General features: G+C 55.2%; 16 protein-coding genes and 5 pseudogenes. 6 read left to right on the plus strand and 15 right to left on the minus strand.

What is annotated here, in order from left to right; translation table 11 throughout:
• Positions 1–2: 2 nt before the first annotated feature.
• From XI25_RS22270 to XI25_RS22285, 4 genes are all read left to right on the plus strand, one after another.
• Positions 3–365 carry a hypothetical protein gene (locus tag XI25_RS22270; RefSeq protein ID WP_046680289.1) on the plus strand — a complete coding sequence of 121 codons (363 nt, stop codon included), beginning with the start codon at positions 3–5 and terminating at the stop codon, positions 363–365.
• A 13-nt stretch (positions 366–378) separates the two neighbouring features.
• Positions 379–1644 (plus strand): DNA polymerase IV, encoded by a 1266-nt coding sequence (locus XI25_RS22275; RefSeq protein WP_046680290.1) that lies wholly within the window; start codon positions 379–381, stop codon positions 1642–1644.
• Between the two features lie 48 nt (positions 1645–1692).
• Positions 1693–1974, plus strand: a complete 282-nt coding sequence (locus XI25_RS22280) for a YolD-like family protein (protein WP_235440072.1) — start codon at positions 1693–1695, stop codon at positions 1972–1974.
• 164 nt (positions 1975–2138) lie between these two features.
• Positions 2139–2318, plus strand: coding sequence for a hypothetical protein (locus XI25_RS22285; protein ID WP_046680449.1), 180 nt, complete (start codon positions 2139–2141; stop codon positions 2316–2318).
• Positions 2319–2513: 195 nt separating this feature from the next.
• Here the strand turns inward: XI25_RS22285 and XI25_RS22290 are convergent.
• Positions 2514–3837: pseudogene (locus XI25_RS22290) on the minus strand (NCS2 family permease).
• Positions 3838–4032: 195 nt separating this feature from the next.
• Here XI25_RS22290 and XI25_RS22295 point away from each other — a divergent pair.
• Positions 4033–4716 (plus strand): SOS response-associated peptidase, encoded by a 684-nt coding sequence (locus XI25_RS22295; protein WP_046680291.1) that lies wholly within the window; start codon positions 4033–4035, stop codon positions 4714–4716.
• A 221-nt stretch (positions 4717–4937) separates the two neighbouring features.
• On the opposite strand, the gene XI25_RS22300 is transcribed toward XI25_RS22295, so the two are convergent.
• The 4 genes and pseudogenes from XI25_RS22300 to XI25_RS22315 form a co-directional block, all read right to left on the minus strand.
• Positions 4938–5225: a stage VI sporulation protein F gene (locus XI25_RS22300; protein ID WP_046680450.1), complete on the minus strand. Its 288-nt coding sequence runs from the start codon at positions 5223–5225 to the stop codon at positions 4938–4940.
• Between the two features lie 122 nt (positions 5226–5347).
• Positions 5348–7399 carry an ATP-dependent DNA helicase RecG gene (recG, locus tag XI25_RS22305; RefSeq protein ID WP_046680292.1) on the minus strand — a complete coding sequence of 684 codons (2052 nt, stop codon included), beginning with the start codon at positions 7397–7399 and terminating at the stop codon, positions 5348–5350.
• Positions 7400–7412: 13 nt separating this feature from the next.
• The gene (locus tag XI25_RS22310) at positions 7413–8270 is read right to left on the minus strand and encodes a DegV family protein (RefSeq protein WP_046680293.1); all 858 of its coding nucleotides are present in this window, start codon (positions 8268–8270) and stop codon (positions 7413–7415) included.
• Positions 8271–8301: 31 nt separating this feature from the next.
• Positions 8302–10084 (minus strand): annotated as a pseudogene (locus XI25_RS22315) (DAK2 domain-containing protein).
• A gap of 463 nt (positions 10085–10547) precedes the next feature.
• Between XI25_RS22315 and rpmB the strand changes: the two are divergent.
• Complete coding sequence (gene rpmB, locus XI25_RS22320; RefSeq protein WP_046680294.1) at positions 10548–10736, plus strand: 50S ribosomal protein L28; 189 nt, start codon at positions 10548–10550, stop codon at positions 10734–10736.
• Positions 10737–11155: 419 nt separating this feature from the next.
• Here the strand turns inward: rpmB and spoVM are convergent, their stop codons facing one another.
• The 10 genes and pseudogenes from spoVM to XI25_RS37005 form a co-directional block, all read right to left on the minus strand.
• Complete coding sequence (gene spoVM, locus XI25_RS22325; RefSeq protein ID WP_046680295.1) at positions 11156–11236, minus strand: stage V sporulation protein SpoVM; 81 nt, start codon at positions 11234–11236, stop codon at positions 11156–11158.
• A 382-nt stretch (positions 11237–11618) separates the two neighbouring features.
• Positions 11619–12278, minus strand: a complete 660-nt coding sequence (rpe, locus tag XI25_RS22330; RefSeq protein WP_046680296.1) for a ribulose-phosphate 3-epimerase — start codon at positions 12276–12278, stop codon at positions 11619–11621.
• A gap of 4 nt (positions 12279–12282) precedes the next feature.
• On the minus strand, positions 12283–13191 hold the full coding sequence (gene rsgA, locus XI25_RS22335; protein WP_046680297.1) for a ribosome small subunit-dependent GTPase A: 909 nt from the start codon (positions 13189–13191) through the stop codon (positions 12283–12285).
• 46 nt (positions 13192–13237) lie between these two features.
• Positions 13238–15452: pseudogene (pknB, locus tag XI25_RS22340) on the minus strand (Stk1 family PASTA domain-containing Ser/Thr kinase).
• Positions 15439–16224 (minus strand): Stp1/IreP family PP2C-type Ser/Thr phosphatase, encoded by a 786-nt coding sequence (locus tag XI25_RS22345; protein WP_046680298.1) that lies wholly within the window; start codon positions 16222–16224, stop codon positions 15439–15441. The pseudogene pknB and the gene XI25_RS22345 overlap by 14 nt, the downstream one beginning before the upstream one ends.
• Positions 16225–16231: 7 nt before the next feature.
• Entirely contained in the window at positions 16232–17272 is a 1041-nt protein-coding gene (gene rlmN / locus XI25_RS22350) for a 23S rRNA (adenine(2503)-C(2))-methyltransferase RlmN (RefSeq protein ID WP_046680451.1), read from the minus strand.
• 138 nt (positions 17273–17410) lie between these two features.
• A pseudogene (gene rsmB, locus XI25_RS22355) lies at positions 17411–18737 on the minus strand (16S rRNA (cytosine(967)-C(5))-methyltransferase RsmB).
• A 53-nt stretch (positions 18738–18790) separates the two neighbouring features.
• Positions 18791–19734 (minus strand): annotated as a pseudogene (gene fmt / locus XI25_RS22360) (methionyl-tRNA formyltransferase).
• A complete protein-coding gene (gene def / locus XI25_RS22365; protein ID WP_046680299.1) occupies positions 19731–20228 on the minus strand; it encodes a peptide deformylase in 498 nt (165 codons plus the stop codon). Before def ends, fmt begins: the two are co-directional and overlap by 4 nt.
• A gap of 42 nt (positions 20229–20270) precedes the next feature.
• Positions 20271–20765, minus strand: a complete 495-nt coding sequence (locus XI25_RS37005) for a hypothetical protein (protein WP_442950425.1) — start codon at positions 20763–20765, stop codon at positions 20271–20273.
• Positions 20766–20768 lie beyond the last annotated feature (3 nt).

Consider the following 20768-nt stretch of genomic DNA (forward strand, 5'->3'; position numbering starts at 1 on the left):
TTATGTCCGCATCTCCGCTGCAGACCGGGGAGGAGCTCCAGATGGTAAAAGAGAGCGCGATCCTGCCCATCCTGCTTGATGTTCTTGAAAAAGATATCCGGAGCATGGAGGCATCCGGCCTGACCGAACTTTACGTTCAGCGCCTGAGGGCAATCCAGAAGTCCGCGATGGCCAGATTAAGCCAGCTCAAAAAAGACTGCCGCGCCCGAAGCATCATCATTATGGAAACCCGCCGGAAAGAGTACTCCCTGCTGCTTCGCTACCAGTGCCGGGGCTACCGGCACCACATGGAGCTGCAGTGGGATTTCGTGAGAGCGGACATCGAGCAGCGGCTGGCCGAGGCGCTTCACATCAGTCTTGAATAAGGGGAGCATCGGCATGCATAAACGACACCAACGGGTCATCTTCCTGGCAGACTGCCAATCCTTTTATGCCTCTGTTGAAAAAGCGTCCCACCCCGCCTACAAAAACAAGCCGCTTGTCGTATCCGGCGACCCTTCCCGGCGCAGCGGGATCATTCTGGCCGCCTGTCCCCTGGCCAAGGAGAGCGGCATCACCACCGCGGAAGCCCTCTGGCAGGCGCAGCAGAAATGTCCCGGGCTGATCGTGATGAAGCCTCGCATGAGCGCTTATATCCGGGTGTCTCTGCAGATTATGAGCATCCTGGAGTCGTACTCGGATCTGGTGGAGCCGTTCAGCATCGACGAACAGTTCATCGATGTTACCGCCAGCCTCTCCCATTTCGGCTGTTCGCCCGTGGAGCTGGCGGGCCACATCCAGATGCGAATAGAGAAGGAAACCGGCATTCGCACCCGCATCGGCATCGGACGCAATAAAATTCTCGCAAAAATGGCCTGCGACAACTTCGCCAAAAAGAACAAAGACGGCATCTACGAACTGAACGAGCACAATATGGATGCCCTCTGGTCCTGCCCGGTCAACAAAATGTTCGGCGTCGGTTCCAGGACGATGCGCCATCTGGCCAGGCTCGGCATCCATACGATCGGAGAGCTGGCGCATACCCCGCTCGGGGAGCTGAAACAGAAAATGAAGCGGTACATGAGAAAAAACTGCGACATCTGGAGCGAGGTGCTGTGGCGGACAGCCAACGGCTGCGACGATTCCCCCGTCACCCCCGATGCGTTTGACGGACAGAAGGGGATCGGCCGGCAGACGACGCTGCCCGTCGATTACAACGTCCGGGAGGATATTGACGTGGTGCTGAACGAATTGTCCATGCTGATCTGCGAACGGGCCCGGGCCAAGGGCTATATGGGAAGCGTGGTCCAGGCCGGGGCGCAGGGCGCCGACTTCGACCGGCCCGTGGGCTTCTCGCGCCAGATGAAACTTCCGGAGCCGACCCAAATCTCAAGGGAGGTATACGCGGCGGCGAAAAAGCTGTTCGATACCCACTGGGACGGCGGGCCGGTACGGAAAATCTGGCTCTCCCTCGGCGAGCTGCAGAACGATGACGTATACCAGCTTTCCCTGTTCGGGGACCGGGAGAGGCTTATGCACCTGGAGCATACCATGGACGAGATCCGCGGCATGTTCGGGCCGTCTTCGGTCTACTTCGGTTCATCCTTGAAGCACACCAGCCAGCTGAAGTTTCTTAACGCGAAGATCGGAGGACACTACAAATGAAGAAACTGACGGGTAACGGACTGTGGGAATCCAGCCGCATGATGCTGTTTGAGCATCGGGACGCCATTTTGGCCAAACAGGAAAAAAAAACACAGGCAGGAGCATCCCCTACTTGATGAGCAGGAGGCGGAAAGGATCGCGGAAAAACTGTCCATCGCCTACCACGATAAACAGGAGGTACAGCTGAGGGTATTCGGGGAGTATGGGGATTACAGCGTAACCGGCATGATATCCCGCATCGATTCGCTTCGGCAGCGGGTGCATATCCAGGACGCCTGGATCCCGCTTGGGGATATTTTGGAGGCGGGGGACGGAGAATTCCCGGTTTGACCGCTGACGCGACTTGCGGCTTACGGCTTGCGGCTTGCGGCTTTTGCTCGGCAGTCATGGCATTCATCATAAAATCTTTATCGGCTCGGCATAATATGGATAGCAGCATTCAAGCACGGAGCAAAAACGGCTTTCAATCCAAAACGAAACGGAGGAGCGTTCCGATGAACGTGGAATACTGGCTTCGCCAAGCGAGCCGCAGCTATACTCTCATTGCTGCGGCCGCCGTTCTGTTTTTTGCGATGAAAGCCATCATCGGATACGTTACGTACCGTCACTACAACCGGCGGCTCCGGGAAATCGAACGCAAGCTGGAGGCCCTGCTCGGCCAACCATCGGAGTAATCGCTAAGCAGATGACTGCCGCCTTGTTTTTACGGTCCGCCCATGCCCCTCTCCTCGGATACGCCCGTGTTCCGACACAGCCCGCAGCGAAGCACAACCGACATGTTAGTTCTCTTCCAAAGCACAAAAAAACCGGAGCTCCTCGCCTGCCTAGCAGGGAGAATGCCCGGCTTTTCAAATGCTTCGGCCAAAGAATCAATGCGGGACAAAAACAAGCTGCAGAACAAACAGCACCGCAAAAATATACATGAGCGGATGAACCTCGCGGAATTTGCCTTTGACGACCTTCATCAGCGGATAGGAGATAAAGCCGAGCGCAATGCCCGTAGCGATGCTGGAAGTCAGCGGCATCGTCAGAATGACAAGAAATGCCGGGAAGGCTTCGTCGAAGTCATCCCATTTGATGCTGCGCACATTGCTCAGCATCAGGCACCCGACCACGATGAGGGAAGGCGCGGTAATCGCCGACAAACCGGAGACCGCGCCCACCAGCGGACCGAAGAAAGCCGCAATCGCAAACAGCGCCGCCACCACGACCGCCGTTAGTCCCGTCCGCCCTCCGGCTCCAACCCCGGCCGCCGATTCAATATAAGCGGTTGTCGGGCTTGTGCCGACCATGGAACCGGCAACCGTGGCGATCGAGTCGGAGAGCATCGCCCGCTCCGAGCGCGGCAGCTTGTTATCCTTCATCAGCCCCGCCTGCTCCGCCACGCCGACCACCGTCCCGGTCGTATCGAACAAGGTCACCAAGAGAAACGAGAACACGACCGCATACAGGCTGTGGGAGAATACATCGCCTACCGCCGTGACCGGATTCCACACCAGAATTCCCTCCGGCAGCGACGGGACGGACATGATGCCGTTCGAGAAGGACAGCATGTCCGCAAAATAAGCGATGATGCCGGTAAGGATCATCCCGATAAACAACGCCCCCTTGACGTTCCGGGACAGCAGGATGAGCGTCACCGCAAGCCCGACCAAAGCCAGAACGGCCGAAGGCTTATGCAGGTCGCCCAAAGCGACCAGATTGTCCGGGTGAGCCGTAATAATGCCGCTCATCCGCAGACCGATAAAAGCGATAAACAAACCGATTCCCGCCGTAATCGCATGCTTCAGGTTCGGCGGAATCATTTCGATCAGCCTGCTGCGCAGGGTTGTCATCGACAGCAGAAGGAACAGTATACCCGCAACGAAAACGGCCGAGAACGCCTCGATGTAAGACAGGCCCTCGTGTCCCTGAACGACCGAATATGTAAAATACGCATTTAATCCCATACCCGGCGCAACCGCGATCGGATAACGGGCCACCAGGCCCATCAGCAGCGTGCCGATGACGGCCGCGATGATTGTAGCGGTAAAACTCTGCTCGAAAGGAACTCCGGCGCCCGAAAGAATCAGCGGATTGACGACCATAATATAGGCCATGGTAAAAAAAAGTCGTTGCTCCGGCCACGACTTCGGTTTTGACCGAAGTCCCGTTGGTTTTTAAATCAAACACTGAACTGCCCCCATTTCTCATGTTGAAAATCACGCTGCCGCCAAGCGAAACGAATCCGTTGCCCTTTCTCCAAGGACGGCGGCACATACCTAACCATTATAGGTGAGCGCATCATTTTTCGCCAATGCAAAATACGTGTATACTTTACGTATGCCTTCATGTTCAGAAAAAAATCATAATCTTTCTACCCATTATTCCCAAAAGGAGGCGATTTTCATGTGCGGGCGTTTTACGCTTACCGTCACATGGGAAGAGCTGATGAACCGGTTCCTTATCGATCCGGAATCCCTCTCTCCCTTTCATGTGCCGCGTTACAATATCGCGCCCACCCAGATGGTTGCTGCCGTCATTCATGACGGCGCCCGCCGCCGGATCGGGCAGCTGCGCTGGGGGCTTGTCCCTTCCTGGGCCCGCGACGCTTCCGGAGCCGCCAAAATGATGAATGCCCGAAGCGAGACGCTGGAAGAGAAGCCGGCCTACAAAACGCCTTTCCTGCGCAAAAGATGCCTTATTCCGGCGGATGGCTTCTACGAATGGAAGCGCGCGGACAAAGTCAAAATCCCTTACCGGATCGGCAGGAAGGACGGAAAGGTCTTCAGCATGGCCGGTCTCTATGACATCTGGACCGCACCGGACGGCAGCAGATTGAGCACCTGCACGGTCATTACGACCCGCCCTAACCGGCTGATGGAAGAGATTCATGACCGGATGCCCGTCATTTTGAGTCCGGAGAACGAAGAAGCTTGGCTGAGCCGCAGCACCGGCCGGGAGACGCTCCGGCAGCTCCTGCTCCCCTATCCGGAGGACGGGATGAAGGCCGTAAGGGTAGGCACGCTCGTCAACTCGGTGAAAAACGACGCTCCCGAATGCATCCGCTCCATCACCGATGATGGACTGTAGAGAGAAACGACTTTATCGTCCCTCACCAAAAAAGTAACGTGCCAAGATGCCTCCAAAGATACGGAGCCGCTTTTACGGAGCTTTTTCTTGAGGTTACGGAAAACGGACTCTATCGCATTCTTTCATTTCCGGACGCATGCATAAACTCAAACATCAAGCCCCTGCACGGTTTATATCGGTCAGGGGCTTTTCGCATGCCTGTTTTTCAGTTGGAAGTCATATTAACGGAACATTCCCCAAAGCCGGATCAGATGAAACGTATTGTTCGGATCAATCCGCTGCGCGATTACGAACTGAACGATCTGCTGTTCCTGAGCGGGACTCAACTTCTCGTTTAATATCCCGGCAGAGGTCCGAACCAGGTGATGCACCTTGGCGCTGTTCTGCAGATCCTGGCGGGACAAACCTTGCACCAGGCCCTTGATTCGTTCCTTGATGGCAGGATTTTTCATCTTCAGCTTGATTCGCTCCACGAGCTGGGGGCTGATTCCATATTGTTGGTAGCTCAAATTCTCGGCACCTCCCGTCATATCTCCTGTCATGGTGAGTATATGACGACAGCCGGTCCATAGTGCCAACAAAATGAAACCTGGCCGTTACCAGGGCGGCGATTGTCCGGTAACGGCCAGGATTAATCAATAAGGTCTCCCTGAAAGATCTGCTCCTGCTGGAGGAAATCACGAAGGGAGGCGTACGCCGGCGAAGTCCAGAAGGCGGCGTCTTCGACTAGAGCCGCGGCATCGTCTCTAGCCTTCTCGACCACCTCGAAGTCGGCCACCATATCCGCAAGCCGGAATTCCGGCAGGCCGCTCTGCTTCGTGCCGAAAAAATCTCCCGGTCCCCGCAGGTCCAGGTCCCGGCGGGCAACCTCAAAACCGTCGTCGGTTTCGGTCATAACCTCCATCCGCTCCCGGCCGACCTCCGTTTTGGGATCGGCCACGAGAATGCAGTAGGATGCATGGGCACCCCGGCCTACCCGGCCGCGCAGCTGATGAAGCTGCGACAGGCCGAACCGGTCGGCGTCCATAATGACCATCAACGTAGCATTGGGTACGTCGACGCCAACCTCCACGACCGTCGTCGAAATGAGCAGCTGCAGCTCGTTATTGTAGAAAGCGCGCATCACTTCGTCCTTTTCCCCCGGCGTCATCCGTCCATGAAGCAGGCCGACCCGGTAATTAGGAAAAGCCTGCTGCATCTGCACGTGCAAATCAATCGCGTTCTGCACGTCCAGCTTTTCCGATTCCTCGATGAGCGGGCAGATCAGATAGGCCTGGCGCCCCTGGTCCACTTCCCTGCGGATAAAGCCAAGCACCCGCTCCATCAGATCGTGCTTGACCCAATAGGTCGTGATCGGGATTCGCCCCTTCGGTCTTTCCGACAGGGTGGATACATCCATATCCCCGAACGCGGTAATGGCCATCGTCCGGGGAATCGGCGTGGCCGTCATCGTCAGGACATCCGGGTTATACCCTTTGCGCCGGAGGATGCTGCGCTGGTTTACGCCGAAGCGGTGCTGCTCGTCCGTGACGACGAGTCCCAGCTGGCGGAAGTAAACGTCCTCCTGAATCAGGGCATGGGTGCCGACGACGATGTCGGTCAGTCCCATCTGCAGCGAAGCCAGCAGATCCTTTCGTTTTTTTCCGGTCACGCTGCCGGTCAGCAGCCCTACGCTCACCCCGAAGGGCTCAAACAGCTTTTGCAGGGATCGCATATGCTGCTCCGCCAGAATTTCCGTCGGAACCATCAGCGCCCCTTGGAAACCGGACCGGACCGTCGTATATAACGCAATGGCGGCCACCACCGTTTTGCCGGAGCCCACGTCGCCCTGAAGCAAACGGTTCATGCAGTACGGAGAACGCATATCATGCAAAATTTCCAGCTCCACCTTCTTCTGCGCATCCGTCAACTCAAACGGCAGGCTCCGGACAAATTCCCGGATGGTCGAATTGTCCGCGGTATGTACCACCCCGTCCATGCGTCCGCGGTTTAAGGCGCGGAATGCCTGCATTTTGAGCTGAAACATGAACAGCTCTTCATACACCATTCTTCGCCGCGCCTCCTGGCCCTCCCTGGAATCCGTAGGCTGATGAATCGTGGCAATCGCCTGCTTCCGGGGCATCAGATCATACTTTTGCAGAAGATCCTGAGGCAGAATTTCGGGAATCATTTCGCCATACTGCCGAAGCGCCTGCACCATCGTTTTTCGGATCCAGGATTGCGTGATCTTCCCGCCGATGGAATACACCGGCTGCAGCGTTCCGCTGCGAAAAGCGCCTTTGTCGGGAAATTCCGATTCCGAGACCGTAAGCTGCAGACGCCGCTGGTCCCATTTTCCCGTCAGCACGATTTCCCGGCCTGCCGTCAACTGATCCTTCAAAAAATGGCGGTTGAACCAGGTTGCCGTGAACATCCAGTTTTCGGCCAGCATTTTGCAGGACAGGCGGGATTTTCGCCCATATCGCTGAAGTACGGGAACCCCGGCGATTTTCGCTTGTATCGTTATTTTATCTCCGTCCTTCACCTCGCTCAAAGAGCGAAGCCGGTAATCCTCGTACCGGAACGGGTAATATTCCAGCAAATCTTTTACCGTAGAGACGCCAAAGGCGTGAAGCTCCCCTTCCTTCAGGGCGCTCACGCCGTTGATCTGCCTTACGGATATTTGATCCAGATTGAGACTCATATTCCTCCCCCAATCAAGCGGGCCAGATATACGCGGCAATCGTGCCGGGTCCGACGTGGGTGCCGATGACGGCGCCAATCTCGGACAGCACGACTTCCTTCACCGTAAACACCGTGGACAACTGCTCCAGGAATTCCTCCACCGAAGCCGGGTCCGCCGTGTGGCCCACTCCTACATGAATATTCGTGATCCCTGGCAGTTCTTTTTGAAACAACTCAATGATCCGAGAGGTTGCCTTCTTGCGTCCTCTTACCTTTTCAACCGCGTATATGATTCCTTCCTGATCAATCGAAAGGATCGGTTTGATGTTTAACAGCGTTCCGAGGATCGCAGAAGCCTTGCCGATCCGTCCGCCCTTTTGCAAATATTCCAGCGTATCCACCAGGAAATACAGTTTCCGCTGGCTCCGAAGCTCCTCCACTGCGGAGACAATCTCCTCAACCGATGCGCCTTCCTCAGCCAGCTTGGCGGCATGGACAACGAACAGCCCGAATCCGTACGATGCCGACTTGGAATCCCAAACCGTAATGTCCGTCTCTTCCTCCAGCATCGAGGTTGCAAGCAGCGCCGACTGATAGGTGCCGCTCATCCCTGAAGACAGGTGAATCGACAAAATGGAACAGCCGGGGGATTCTTTGAGAACCGCCTCATAAGCTGCCGCAAAATCCGCAGGGGAGGGCTGGGAAGTGGTAGGCATCTGCGAAGATGCAACAAGCCGCTTATAGAAATCGCCGGGGGTAATTTCAATCCCGTCGAGGTACGAATCATGGCCGAACATCACGCGCAGCGGAACAATGCGAATGTCGTACTTCTTTACCAGGTCTGCCGGAATGTCCGCCGTGCTGTCGGTGACAATAACGGTTTTTTTCACCGGGTCCCCTCCTCTGAATGGCCTTCAAATATTAAGCTTCCACAGAGAACAGATATGCGTAAATCGGCTGCCCCCCATAATGCACTTCCACTTCGGCGTTCGGGTAGTTTTCTTCAAGCCATGTCGTGAGTCCGGTTGTAACTTCCTCCGTAGCGTCCTCGCCGGTCAGCAGGGTAACGATTTCATCGCCGGACTCCAGCATTTTTCCAAGCAGCTCCTGGCACGCGGTCTGCAAGTCGGCGGCTGCCGCAACGATTTTGGAGTTCTGGATGCCGATGTACTCCCCGGCTTTAATCTGCAGTTCATCGATATTCGTATCCCGAACCGCATAGGTTACCTGTCCCGATTGAATGCGGGAAACGGCTTCAAGCATGTTCTCCGTATTGGTCTCGACGCTTTCGTCCTCCTGGAATTCGAATGCGGCCGCAATGCCCTGAGGGATCGTTTTGCTTGGGATCACGGTCACGTTGCGCTCGCCTTCCAACAGCTCCCTTGCCTGCTGTGCCGCAAGCACAATGTTGGAGTTGTTCGGCAGAATGAAAATCTGCTGCGCGGAAATAGACGAAATCGCATTGACGAAATCCTCCGTGCTCGGATTCATCGTTTGGCCGCCGGCCAGCACCACATCCACGCCGAGGCTTTTGAAAATACTTGAAATGCCTTCGCCCGAGGATACCGCGATGAAGCCATAAGGAGCCAACTCGTCCGCAGGCGGTACAGCCGGAGCTTCCGGGGTCTTCTCTTCCGCCGGAATATCCGCGAACAGTTCAGGCATCGGAGCAATATCCATGCCCGTCGTCAACAGATCACGATGCTGCTCGCGCATGTTCAATATATGAATTTGAGTGATTTCGCCGTAAAGCAGGGCCAAATTCAGCACTTCGCCCGGAGCTTTGGAGTGCACATGCACCTTAATGGTCTCGTCATCGGCAATGACGATAATGGAATCCCCGTTAACGGCAAGCGCTTTTCTGAATTTGTCTTCATCAAACTCGGCATGCTGGGCCCCCCCCAGCTGACGGTTGATAAAAAATTCCATATCATATAAAAACTCGATATCTTCGGTCGAAATTTTGGACTGGGCCGAAGACGGCTGCTGCACCACTGCCAAATCCGGATGGGTAACCACACCGGCTGCAGCCGTGCTCTGCATGACGGCCTGTCCCGCGGCGGCAGGAGCCGTCTCCTCAACCACACCATTTTTCAGCGATCTGAGAAAGCCTTCATAAATGTATACGAGACCCTGGCCTCCGGAGTCGACAACGCCAACCTGCTTAAGAACCGGCAGCATTTCGGGAGTCTGGGACAGCGTTTCCTTCGCTTTGGCAAGCACCTGTTCCATCAGTTCGACGATATCGCCGCTTCTGCGGGAAAAATACACGGCATGTTTGGCCGCTTCTTTGGCTACCGTCAGAATCGTTCCTTCAACAGGCTTAACGACCGCTTTGTATGCAGCCTCCACGCCCGTTTGCAGCGCTGCGGCAAATTGATGGGAGTTCAGCTCGGCGTAAGGTGCGGCATATCGGCTGAAGCCTCGGAACAACTGGGATAAAATAACCCCCGAGTTCCCCCGGGCCCCCATCAGCAGTCCTTTTGACAGCACCCCCGCGCTATGTCCTATAGATTCCGAAAATTTGCTTTTCAGTTCCGCCACGCCGGCGGTCATCGTCAAATTCATGTTCGTCCCCGTGTCGCCATCCGGCACCGGGAAAAACGTTCAGGGAATTGACGTGTTCCGCATGCAGCTGCAGCTGCTCCGCTCCGGCAAGGACCATCGCGGTAAATTCTGTTCCATTCAAAGAACGCTTACTCAATGAGAATTCCCCTTCCTGGCATAATACAAAAAAACGTTTCAATTGTTAAATTCGTTCTATTTTTAGACCTTACAGCCGATGATCGCCCATGAAATAATAGACATGCTATGATGGAATAAAGTAGTCACGCCGGTATGGGCCGACCTTCGTCAGCCTCGGAAGCATACCCTGCATCTAGAAAACGTTATCGCACGCCCCATAAGACGTGCCGCGTTTCGCGAACGTTTTTCATGCGATATAGGGAAGCGGCCCAAAACGTTTTATGCTTCCTATATCCTAAAAAAGCGGGCTCCACCGATCAGCCCACCGTATTTCTTCGGAAATATTATGGACTAAACAACATTGTACTATAAGAAGAATGAGAAATAAATGTTTTTAGGATAGTTGACGGAGCAATTTTTTACTGTGATATTATATTTAAGTATTGTTTTATACAGGGTTATGAAACAAGGAGGTGTAATTCATGTCTCGCAAATGTTATGTAACAGGCAAGAAACCAAGCAGCGGCAACCACGTTTCCCACGCCAACAACCACAACAAACGTTCTTGGGGTGTAAACGTTCAAAAGGTTCGCATTCTCGTGGACGGTAAGCCAAAACGTGTATACGTCAGCACTCGTGCTCTGAAATCCGGTAAAGTGACTCGCGTATAATTATCTTTGCCATACAGTAGAAACGACTGCGTCGTCCATTGGAAAGACGATGGCGTTTCTGTCAAAATATAAGCCGAGTATAAATGAAATCTTATACTTTCTTATATTTAAGAAAAACTTCTTAATCTCTCCAGCCTGCTAAGGGCTGCCCGGGAGAAGGAAGTTTTTCTTACGTTTAGATGCATATGACTAAACAAAAAGCACCTTGACCGCAGAAGGTGCTTTTTTCTTTTTGAGATATAAAGATAGAATGGACTTCAGTGACAAGCAGCCTGGTCCCGCAAGAAAAACTTCAACAGTGCGATGCTCACGGCCAAGAGTAACGGCGAACCTTAGCTGTTCAGTTCTCATGTCCTTTTCCCTCTCACAGCCAGGGCTGCCGTCCCGGGCGGAGGTTTTGTGGACGCCGGGACAAGCTGTCAGCCTTTGTGAAACGTGTTTAAAATGGCTTTAACAACCCCCCCCAGAAACTTCGGCAGCTTGAACGTATAAAATTTCATGTCTCACCCTCCCCATCATTCTCATACCTTCCCGTTATTTTATGCACCAAGCCCATGGATGTGAACACGACAAGTAAGAAAAACGTCCATCGACGCACATTCAACGAAGGCGGACCGCGTTTTACATGTTTTTTTTTCTTGCGATCGAAGAGTTGTTCAGCTTCGCTGAAAACTTATGGATTCTTTCATCCTGAAAAAAAGACCTCGCCGTCCTCCTCCAAGGACAAAGGAGCCCTTCCGGGAGAAATATAAGCCAAGCATAAAAAAAATTTATACCTTCTTATATTCACAAAAAAAGGTTACATGAGAACCCAGCTCATGTAACCATACTTATGCGGCGAGGCCTCGCCCTATGCATTTTTACCGGAAAGCCTAAGCGCTGCTAGACTTGTCCGCTCTTCCGGATCTCATCGATGGCTGCAGTCCTGTCCGGCATGCCGAACACCGCGCTTCCCGCCACAAGCACATCCGCCCCTGCCTTGGCGACCACCCGCGCCGTATCGGCGGTAATGCCGCCGTCTACCTCAATGTGCGTATGAGGATTGGGTCCTTTTGAGATCCACTCGCGGAGCCGTTCGATTTTGCCCACGGTCCGCTCAATGAACTTCTGCCCCCCGAACCCCGGATTTACCGTCATGACCAGCACCAGATCCAGATCCGGGAGCACCTCTTTCAAAACATCCGCGGGGGTCCCCGGATTAATCGCGGCTCCCGCCTTTACCCCGTGCTCTTTGATCAGATGAATCACCCGATGGAGATGAGGACAGGTTTCGGCATGCACGGTAATATAATCGGCACCCGCCTTGGCAAAATCCGAGATATACCGCTCCGGCTGCTCGATCATCAAGTGAACGTCGAGCGGCAGCGTCGTCCGGGGACGGATCGCCCGGACGATCGGAGGCCCCAGGGTAATGTTAGGAACGAAGTGGCCGTCCATGACGTCCACATGGATCCAGTCCGCTCCCCCTGCCTGAACTTCGGCAATTTCGTCTCCCAGCTTGGCAAAGTCGGCCGACAGTATGGATGGCGCTATTTTGATCATAAGGTTAATACCTCCGCTTCTTTTCTTTCATTTCCGTAAAAAATTCTAAGTAATGCTCGTAACGGCTCTCCGCAATGTCGCCGTTCTCCTTGGCCTCGATCACCCGGCAGCCCGGCTCGTGGGTATGGCTGCATCCCCGAAATTTGCAGTTTTCGGCATATGGCGCAAACTCGCGGAAACAATCGGAGAGCTCCTCCACGCCGAGCTCCAGGAAATCAAGCTGGCTGAAGCCGGGCGTATCGGCCACGAACCCGCCATTGTCCAGTTCAATCAGCTCCACATGTCTCGTCGTATGGCGGCCGCGTCCAAGACGCATGCTGATTTCGCTGGTTTCCAGCGACAGCCCGGGCATAAGGGCATTGAGCAGGGACGATTTTCCCACGCCGGATTGCCCGGAGAAAACGCTGATGGCACCGGCCAGCCTATCCTTTACTTCTTTCGTTCCCGTTCCAAGAAGGGAACTGGTGATCATAACCTCATAGCCAATCGACTCGTACAGCTTTTTAACGCGTCCCGCGGTATGATCCGAGTCTTCCGCAAGATCCTGTTTGGTCAACAGAATCAGCGTATCCAATCCGGAATGCTCGATATGTACTAGGAACTTGTCCAGCAGCAGAAGATTCAGATCCGGTTCCTTTACGGAGAACAAAAGAACGGCCAGCTGAACGTTGGCTACCGGAGGACGGATTAATTGGGAAGACCGTGGAAGAATCTCATCCACGGTCCCCTCCCCGTTCTCGGTTAAAGAGTATACGACGCGGTCCCCGACCAGCGGGGACACGCCTCTTTTTTTGAAAATTCCGCGAGCTCTGCATTGAACCGAAGGGTCCTCGCCGGATACAACCTGGCCTTCCCGGAGTGGTTTGACATAGTAATATCCGCTCAGTGCCTTTACGATCAGTCCTTCCTGCATTAGCCAGCCTCACTTTCTGTAATAGATGTTGTATTAGTTATCTGCTTCAACCTGCGCCTTCAACATCTTCGGTCGGGATTTCCTCGTCATCGGGGTTTCCATTTTCCTTGCCGTTGCCGTTGCCGTTGCCGTTACCATGGCCGTTGCCGTTGCCATTGTTCTGGCCGGGATCGGTGGCGGAGCCATCCCCGCCTGCAGGATCCTCTCCGTCCACTTGGCCTTCGCCTGGCGGCGGATCCGTAGTTGCCGGAACATCCAGCTCCGGTTGTTCGATCACCGGCTCGGGCACCGTGCCGTTCTTCGCATCCGTATAGGAAACGGAATACGTATCCAGCCTGCGTCCGTCGCGGTAAATGTCAACCGTGCCGTCTTTGCCCGGACCCAGCAGCAGGTTCACCGGAATAATCTCGGTGGTGGTGATACGGCGGGTTTCGCCTTCCTGATTGTCGCCGCGGGCATCCGAGAATACGATCCGGATCTTGCTCTTCTCGCCTTCACGGTTCGGGGCTACCGGCACCCTGAAGGTATAGTTCAAAGCATCGGCAGGCAACCCGGAGCTTACCGTAATGTTCTGATCCGTTCCCGGCGTCGCAAGGGAGTTCGGCTCATACGGCCATTGGGCCATAACCAGCCCTCTTTCCACCGTATAGCTCGGCTCTTCTTTCACGGTGCCGACGTTCAGCCCGAGCGATTTGATCTGATTTTCCGCCTCGCTGCGCGTTTTATTGATCAGGTCCGGCATCGTTACATTCTTCTTGCCTTTGCTGATAACGAGCTGCACGCTGACATTATCCGGATCGAAGTCTTCCCCTTCGGACGGAGATTGGGAAATGACCTGACCGGCAGGAACGCTGTCGTTGTTCTCTTCCGTGGTCGTTACCTGTTCTTCCTTCACCTTGTTTTCCTTAAGGAGCTGCAGTGCCTCTGGCAATGTTCTTCCTGTTACACTAGGCATTTTGCTTAGAGGTTTTTCGTCTCCGACCGACAACTGGATAATGGAGCCTTCCTTCACGACGGCGCCTTCTTCCTTGCTCTGGTCGAACACGGTGCCTGTATCTATGCCCTGCTTGTATTCCCGGATGACCTCGTTATCCACAACAAGCCCGACTTTCTCGAGCTCCTGGACCGCTTGCTCCTCGGTCATGCCGATGACTTTCGGAACGGTTACGTCCGGTACGACCAGCATCTTGTTCACATAAATAACTACACCAGCAAGGATACCCAGAAACAGGAGGACTAAACCGATGATAAGCGCCGGCTTTTTCCATTTTTTCTTCGGGGTTCCGCCTTTCACGATCTCCGCTTCCGGTTCTTCATCCTCCGGATCGGATACGGGTGCCGCTGATGCATAACCGCTGCTCTGCTGCATCGTCTTGAGGGCAGGCATGACTCTCGTCTGATCCTCGTCGTCCTCGAATTCAACCTTTGTCTCATTGCGTCGGTTCGGCAGCAGGCAGGTTTCCAGATCCTGCATCATCTCTTCCGCGGACTGGTAGCGTTCCTGCGGATTTTTTTCGCATCGACTTCAAAATGACGTTCTCCACGCTCTGGGGAATCAGAGGATTGACCTCGCGCGGCTCGTCGAACTCTTCCTGCAGATGCTTGAGCGCGACGCTGATCGGGCTCTCTCCCAGAAAAGGAAGGCGGGCCGTCAGCATTTGATACAATACGATGCCCAAAGAGTATAAATCCGATTTTTCCCCCGTAGCCACGCCTTTGGCATGCTCCGGAGAAAAATAATGCACCGAACCGACAACGGACCCCGTTTGGGTGATCGTCGTCGAGGTGACGGCTCTCGCGATGCCGAAATCCGTCACCTTGACCCGGCCGTTGCGGCCGATCAGGATATTGTGCGGCTTGATGTCGCGGTGAATGATCTGATTATGGTGGGCATGGTCCAACGCGTCGCAAATCTGCGAAGCGATCCGGACCGCCTCGTCCACTTGGAGCGGAGCCCGTTCTTTGATGATTTCGTTAAGATTGTTTCCCTCGATATATTCCATAACGATGTAATGCACATCGTCCTCTTGGCCCACATCGTAAATGCTGACCACATTCGGATGTGACAATGATGCTGCAGATTGCGCTTCGCGCCGGAAACGGCGGATAAATTCCTCATCGTGCACAAACTGCTGCCGCAGCACTTTGATCGCTACGTTTCGGTTCAGTAAAATATCCTGTGCCTTGTAGACCAGCGCCATTCCACCGCCGCCGATTCGCTCTATGATCTTGTAACGACCAGCCAATTCATGTCCGATCATGAATTCCACCCCTTTGTACGTTGCCGGCAGCTTCTTCTTGATGCTCAAACAGGGCGACCGTGATGTTGTCGTCGCCTCCGGCGAGAAGAGCCAGTTGAAGCAGGCGGTCTGCCTTATCCTCCAGAGGGAGGTCTGGCGAGCCGACGATTTGGCCGATCAGCTCCCGGCTTACGGGATTGCTGAGCCCGTCGCTGCACAGCAGCAGCACCTCGCCGGCGGCAAGCGCTACCGGACTAAGCTCAACCGATACGTCAACGTCGGTTCCGAGTGCCCGGATCAGCACGTTTTTGCGCGGATGGGACTCCAGTTCCTCTTCTGTGATTTGACCGCTTTTAAACAATTCATTGACCAGCGTGTGATCATCCGTAAGCCGGGTCACCTGACCCGCGGACACTTTATAGGCGCGGCTGTCTCCGATATGGCCGATATAGCCTTCGCAGTCCCGAAGCAGCACCGCCACGATCGTGGTGCCCATATTGTGCAGCCGTTCGTCCGTGGATGCCTCACGGTAAATCACTTCATTGGCATGCAGAATGGCGTCGCCCAGCACCGACCGCAAGCCGTCCATGGAGATTTCGGGCTCCAGGGAGGACAAGTCTTCGGCTACGGTCTGAACCGCCAGTCTGCTGGCGGTATCCCCCGCAAGGTGACCGCCCATTCCGTCGGCAACAATGCCGAGTGTATAGCCATGCTCCAGTTGACGGATCAGGACCGAATCTTCGTTCACCTGACGAACCCGCCCGACATGGCTGACATGAACCGTGTTGATCAAATTATTCTCACCCCAACTCCATATGCTTGGCCCGCAGCTGGCCGCAGGCTGCTGCGATATCATGGCCTTGTTCGCGGCGGATCGTTACGTTCACGCCTTTATCCGCCAAGGTGCGTTGAAATTTGAAAATGTCGTTTCGCGACGTGCGGACGTATTTGCGTTCCGGCACGTGGTTAACCGGGATCAGGTTCACGTAGCAGTTCATGTCCTTAATGACGTCTGCCAGCTCTTCCGCATGCTCAGCCTGGTCGTTGACCCCGCCGATCAAAGCATATTCGAACGTAATGCGGCGGCCCGTCTTAGCCTGGTAATACCGAAGAGCTTCGATGACATCATCGAACGGGAAGCGCCGGTTCACCGGCATCAGCTTGGAACGGAGCTTGTCGTTCGGCGCGTGAATCGAAATCGCCAGGTTGATCTGGGTGTTCTCCTCCGCGAACTTGTAGATGTTCGGCACGATGCCGCTGGTCGATACCGTAATGTGGCGCTGGCCGATATTCAGCCCCTTCTCATGGATCATCGTGCGCAGGAACTTCATCGTGGCGTCATAATTCTCAAACGGTTCGCCGGAGCCCATAATGACGATGCTGCTGACGCGCTCTCCTTTTTTGTCGAGGATTTTCTGCGCCTGCACGACCTGGGCCACGATCTCCCCCGGCGTCAGGTTACGCTTCAAACCGCCCAGCGTCGACGCGCAAAACGTGCAGCCGATCCGGCATCCCACCTGGGTTGTGACGCAGATGCTGTTCCCGTAGTTGTGTTTCATGATGACCGTCTCGATCGCATGATCGTCATGCAGACCGAACAAAAACTTCACCGTGCCGTCCTTGGACTCGAATTTGGTAATTTCGGTCAAGGTTACGAAGCTGAATTGTTCCTCCAGCTTACGCCGCAAATCCTTTGACAGATTTGTCATCTCTTCGAAAGAGTCCACGCGCTTTACGTACAGCCATTCGTAAATTTGGGTGCCGCGGAATGCCGGCTCGCCGATTTCCTGGGCCCACGCCTGGAGCTCCTCCAAAGAAAAATCATATATAAAAGGCTTCATCTCACCACACCTGTCTTTTTCATTCATATGCATCTCTCTTTTCATTCTTCCTATTTTAACACAAATAAAAGAGACGGTAAAAGAGAAAACCCGCCAGCACGGCGGGCCATGACTATAGTCGTATCTTGCTTGCCCCGATCAAGGGAGTCGCCGGAGCCTTGCAATGTAGAAACCGTCACTGTGGAAATGCTGAGGAAGAATCTGCACTCCGCCGCCGCGGAACAACGCATGTTTCCGCACCTTTTCCGGGAATCGGGCATCATCGTCATCCATAACGAAATCCGGATGTCTGCTCAAAAATGATTCTATCGTCTCTTCATTTTCCTTGGGCTCGATCGTGCACGTGCTGTACACGAGCACGCCCCCCGGGCGGACGAGACCGGACGCGGTATCCAGCAGTTCCCGCTGAAGCGCGGCGATTTCGCCGACATCATCCGGCGTCTTCGCCCATTTCAAGTCCGGCTTGCGGCGGATGACGCCCAGCCCGGAGCATGGCGCGTCCAGCAGCACCCTGTCGAAAGACGAGGGCTCATACCGGCTCGCCAGATCCAGCGCATCGCCCGTGACGGAGGTGATGCTCTCCAGTCCGAGCCGCTCCGCTTGCTCCGCAATCAGCCTTTGCTTATGGGAGTGGAGATCATTGGCGATGATCAGGCCGTCGTCCTTCATCAGTTCTCCCATGTGGGCGGTCTTGCCTCCCGGAGCGGCACAGCAGTCCAGCACGCGCATGCCCGGCTCCGGGCCCACGGCTTCGGCCACAAGCATGGAGCTTTCATCCTGAATGGAGATCATTCCTTCCCGATACCAGTCGGTTAAAGCCATGTTTCCGCCGCCTCTTACGATGATACCGTAAGGGCTGAGCTCCGAAGGGACGGCATCGAACCCGGCGGATTCCATTTCCTCCAGCATCCGGTCCCGGCTGATCATCGTCGTGTTGACCCGAACGCTGACGGCAGGGGGTTCGTTATTGGCCCGGCAGATCGCCTCGGCGGTCTCCTCGCCGTATTGCTCGATCCAGCGCTCCACAAGCCATTTCGGATGGGAATGCTTGAGTGAAATCCGGTCCGCCGGGGGGGAGGTCATCCGGAATAACAAGCTCGTCCTTTTGCCGGAGCACGTTCCTCAGCACGCCGTTCACCATGCCGGATATGCCTTGGTGACCGCGCCGCTTGGCCAGGTTGACGGCCTCGCTGACGACGGCATGCTCCGGGATCCGGTCCAGATACATGATCTGGTACAGGCTGAGCCGGAGCAGCGCCCGGACCCAGGGCTGCAGCTTCGCCGTTCCCTTTTTGACAAAACGGTCCAAAAAGTAATCCAGGGTGTTCAGCCTTGCGATCGTACCGTAGACAAGCTCCGTGGCAAGTCCGGCATCCCCTTTCGCCAGCGATGCCTTCTGAAGCGCCGCGTTGAGCAGCAAATTGCTGTAGGCTCCCTCCTGCTCCACCTGGGTCAGCACATCCATGGCCAGCTCTCTGGCACTCGCCGCCCGTTTTACTGGACCATGGCCGCGTCCGCTCACGACAGCACCGTCCCGGCCGTCAAACTCGTCCCGCGGACAAACTGCGAAACATCCATCGCTTTTTTTGCCGCTCGGCTGAACCGTCAACAGATTAAGAATCCCGTCTCCCGTCTTTACCGCGATGCCTTTTTCGGTTACCGCCAGCACGGTTCCCGGAACCGCTTCGCCGCTGCCCGTGCCGCCGCTTTGCGGAGCCTCGGCCGACCATACCTTGAACACGTCCCCGTTCCACAGCGTGAATGCGCCGGAGAACGGCACAAGGCCGCGGATCTGATTAAATATTTCCCTGGAAGTCCGGTTCCAGTCGATTTTCTCGTCCTCGCGGTTCAGATTCGGCGCGTAAGTCGCCTCTTCGTCCTTCTGAGGCTCGGCCTGGACTTTGCCGTTCATCAAGTGCGGCAGCTGCTCCTTGAGCAGGGATGCACCCGCACGGCTCAGCTTCTCGAACATGGTGCCCGCCGTATCGTCATCGCCGATCGGCACTTCCGCCTTGGCGATCATATCGCCGGTGTCCAGCCCTTCCGCCATGTACATCAGCGTAATGCCCGTGACCTTCTCGCCGTTCATGATGGAGCGCTGGATCGGCGCTCCGCCCCGGTACTTCGGAAGCAGCGAGCCGTGAACGTTCAGGCAGCCGAGAGCGGGCATATCCAGCACCGATTTCGGGAGGATCTGCCCGTATGCGGCCGTAACGATCATATCCGGCTTATAGTTCGCCAGCTCGGCCACCGATTCCGGATGACGCAGACGCTGCGGCTGCATCACGGGAATCCCGTGGCGCAGCGCAGCTTCCTTCACCGGCGTCGGGGTAAGCACTTTTTTTTCGTCCCTGCGGACGGTCCGGCTGCGTCACCACCGCTACGACGTTGTAGCCTTCGGCCACCAGCATATCGAGACTGGGCACGGCGAACGCGGGGGTACCCATAAATACGATGTTCATCGGTTTTCCAGCTCCTCCCGCGGAGGCCGGTTCGGATCATATTCGTACACCCGTTCCGCGATGTCGGTAAACAGCACCCCGTTCAGATGATCGATCTCATGCTGAAATGCGCGGGACAGAAGTCCGGTAGCGGTTACCACCAGCTCGTTTCCTTCACGGTCGAGTCCCTTTACCTTGACCTTCTCGGCGCGGCGGACATCGCCGTTCCATCCGGGGATGCTCAGGCAGCCTTCAGGGCCGAATTGTTCGCCTTCCCGCTCAAGGATTTCGGGGTTGATCATTTTGATCAAGCCGTGCTCGTCGCCGGCATCCACCACGATCAACCTCTTCAAAATGCCGACCTGGGGCGCGGCAAGACCCACGCCATCGGCGTCATACATCGTATCGGCCATGTCGTCCAAAAGCTTTTGGACGTTCGGCGTCACCTTCGTCACTTCCTTTGCCCGTTTATGCAGCACCTCATCGGGTTCTTTAACAATAATGCGAATTGCCATCAATGACACCATCCTCATGCTTTTCATTCAATATATGTTCGATTACATTAGCATTTGCGGGTCCACGTCAATGCTGATTTGCAGCTTCGTGTCTCGCGCGGAATCCTGAAGCTCCTCGGCCACGAGCCGAGCGAGCGAAACGGCATCCATCGTTCCCCGCCATTTTATCATACATTGGAATCTGTATCTATTTTTAAGCCTTGGAATAGGCGATGCGACCGGTCCCAGTACGTCCAGGGCATCGGCGGCAAAACGGTCAAGGCTGCCAAACCAGCCTTTGCGGTCCGCCCTGGCTTTCAAATCCGACGCGTAATTTTCCGCAAGCCGGACGAGAAGCGGCAGCTGTTCATGCGACAGCGTGACGAGAATCAGCCTGCAATACGGCGGATAATGAAGGGCCTTGCGGTGCTTCAGCTCATCCTTGACGAAAGAAAGGTAATCATGGCCGCTTGCATGAATGATCGAATAATGGTCGGGCGTATAAGACTGGATCACAACCTCCCCGGGCAGCTGGTGCCTGCCGGCACGCCCCGCCACCTG

This window comes from Paenibacillus sp. DMB20 (assembly GCF_000987955.1).
GTDB lineage: Bacteria > Bacillota > Bacilli > Paenibacillales > Paenibacillaceae > Paenibacillus_AQ.

Coding starts and splice junctions, on each gene's coding strand:
- XI25_RS22275 (WP_046680290.1), top strand. CDS start 379: ATGCATAAACGACACCAACGGGTCATCTTCCTGGCAGACTGCCAATCC.
- spoVM (WP_046680295.1), bottom strand. CDS start 11,236: ATGAAATTTTATACGTTCAAGCTGCCGAAGTTTCTGGGGGGGGTTGTT.
- rsgA (WP_046680297.1), bottom strand. CDS start 13,191: ATGCAGGAAGGACTGATCGTAAAGGCACTGAGCGGATATTACTATGTC.
- XI25_RS22295 (WP_046680291.1), top strand. CDS start 4,033: ATGTGCGGGCGTTTTACGCTTACCGTCACATGGGAAGAGCTGATGAAC.
- rlmN (WP_046680451.1), bottom strand. CDS start 17,272: ATGAAGCCTTTTATATATGATTTTTCTTTGGAGGAGCTCCAGGCGTGG.
- XI25_RS22270 (WP_046680289.1), top strand. CDS start 3: ATGTCCGCATCTCCGCTGCAGACCGGGGAGGAGCTCCAGATGGTAAAA.
- recG (WP_046680292.1), bottom strand. CDS start 7,399: ATGAGTCTCAATCTGGATCAAATATCCGTAAGGCAGATCAACGGCGTG.
- rpmB (WP_046680294.1), top strand. CDS start 10,548: ATGTCTCGCAAATGTTATGTAACAGGCAAGAAACCAAGCAGCGGCAAC.
- XI25_RS22285 (WP_046680449.1), top strand. CDS start 2,139: ATGAACGTGGAATACTGGCTTCGCCAAGCGAGCCGCAGCTATACTCTC.
- rpe (WP_046680296.1), bottom strand. CDS start 12,278: ATGATCAAAATAGCGCCATCCATACTGTCGGCCGACTTTGCCAAGCTG.
- def (WP_046680299.1), bottom strand. CDS start 20,228: ATGGCAATTCGCATTATTGTTAAAGAACCCGATGAGGTGCTGCATAAA.